This window comes from Ruminococcus sp. YE282, assembly GCA_900101355.1.
Lineage (GTDB): Bacteria > Bacillota > Clostridia > Oscillospirales > Acutalibacteraceae > Ruminococcoides > Ruminococcoides bromii_A.
On record FMUV01000077.1, the window covers coordinates 1 to 1,753 of the forward strand.

2 protein-coding genes and 1 pseudogene are annotated in these 1,753 nt (G+C 33.4%); 2 read left to right on the plus strand and 1 reads right to left on the minus strand.

Features of this window, described 5'->3' with window-relative positions:
- Nucleotides 1-126, plus strand: a pseudogene (locus BLP46_RS13590) (IS256 family transposase); the annotation flags it as partial.
- A gap of 246 nt (nt 127-372) precedes the next feature.
- On the opposite strand, the gene BLP46_RS12730 reads toward BLP46_RS13590, so the two are convergent.
- Nucleotides 373-615 (minus strand): DUF6809 family protein, encoded by a 243-nt coding sequence (locus BLP46_RS12730; RefSeq protein ID WP_502686005.1) that lies wholly within the window; start codon nt 613-615, stop codon nt 373-375.
- 251 nt (nt 616-866) lie between these two features.
- Between BLP46_RS12730 and BLP46_RS12735 the strand changes: the two genes are divergently transcribed.
- On the plus strand, nt 867-1,658 hold the full coding sequence (locus BLP46_RS12735; protein WP_092979426.1) for a hypothetical protein: 792 nt from the start codon (nt 867-869) through the stop codon (nt 1,656-1,658).
- Nucleotides 1,659-1,753: the final 95 nt, after the last annotated feature.

Genomic DNA, 1,753 nt, shown 5'->3' on the forward strand with positions numbered 1-1,753 from the left:
AGCCTGCGCAAAATGTTGTATTTAGCGTCTCAAAAAATTGTCGAACGCTGGACACAAAGATGTCGAAACTGGGATGTAGTTTTAAGCCAGTTATCAATAATATTTGAGACCAGAATACCTGCTTGATTTGCCCCTGTGAATAGAATTTCCTGTCTGCAAAATGTTATTCACGCTTTGGCATGCATAACATTCCGCAGACAGGAATGAAAAGTTGACACGGGGCAAATCAGAAAGCCTGATTGCAACCGCAATCCTGTATTCTGTTATTGCTTGAAGGATTATTATTTACACAAAATTTTATGGGTTGCCGTAAAAATTTGCAAAAAGTAATCGGATAGGCAGTCAAATTTCATTGATTGCCTATCCGATTTTTTAGTTTTTTACTACATCAATGATAATCCTTGCACCCAGCCGAAAGCCGTTCAGGAATATCTCTCGCTCACTGATTTCAGAAATTTCACGATTGCAATCCTTGTATTTTTCAAAGGTTTCTTTCTGCGCCTCAGTCAGGGTTGCCGCAAGCTTTTCTTCATTTCTGTTGAGCAGTTTCAATAGCTCCTTAACCTCATCGTCAAGCTTTGCACATTTTTCATGGGGAATGAATTGCCATAATATAAATCTTCAAGTATATCCATATCTTATGCCACCTTTCGTAGAACAAACATATCCCACATAACTTTGCATAAGTCCTGATATACTTACCTTTATTACTTTAATTAAGTTTGAAATTTATTTTTATTATTACTTTACAAAAAGCAATACAAGAAGTATAATAAATATCACAATCTAGTAATATTAAATGCATAAAATCAAAAAATCTCAAATAATTTCCAGTTAAAATATATAATAGGAATAGGAGCATACAAATGAAAAACAAAATCTTATCAGCAATAATATCCATCGTACTTTTGATTTCACTTGTAGGATGTCAGCAGAATAATGCCATTATTAAGCCTGATGTAGAAACTAAAACAGTTACAGAAAACAGCCAAGAAGATTATGTCACTTTTTCACTTGATGTGCCAACAAACTGGAAAGTATTAACTCAAGATTATGTTTCTATTGCCTGTTTTAGTTCGAAAGCAAACGAAACAAATGCCAACGATAAAATTTCTCCCTACAAGTTAAGTATAGATAACTATATCATTCCTTCGCTAATGCCAATTGATGACAAATACAAACAAGCTTATAATGATTTATTTAATGGTAAATATGATGGTATTAAAGATTTAATTTGCGATAATATTGAATATATAAATATAGGCAAAGTAATGGACAATTTCCCGGATGTTACATTTGAAACTCCTGAAAGCATTAGGGATTACTTTAATATACTTGTTGACGGAATAAGTACACCGGATGTTACAATGCCTGATTCTTGGGAGGACAAAGAATGGGCAACCGATTTTACTTTCAGTAAATATAGTGGTAAGAACGGAAATATTATTGCAGTCGAATATTCCTACATAATTATAGATAAAACATATAAAGCTATTAATTGCTATCGCGATGATGACTATTCCGTATGCGGAGTTTTTGATGATGATGCAGAGCTTTCTTCGGGCGATTTAGCACTGTGGGTTGCTGATAATATGGAAATTACCAAACACTATAAAATTGAAGATAATATGCTAAAACAAGAGGGAGTAGATTATTAAATTTTGGCGCATTGTAAAATGAGGTTGCAACAATAAAATAAATAGTCCATAGAGACGATTCTGTAGTAGAATTGAGTTACCACTCACCAATTCGA

Excerpts from the sequence above, each read along its gene's own strand:
- BLP46_RS12735 (WP_092979426.1), top strand. The coding sequence starts at position 867 with ATGAAAAACAAAATCTTATCAGCAATAATATCCATCGTACTTTTGATT.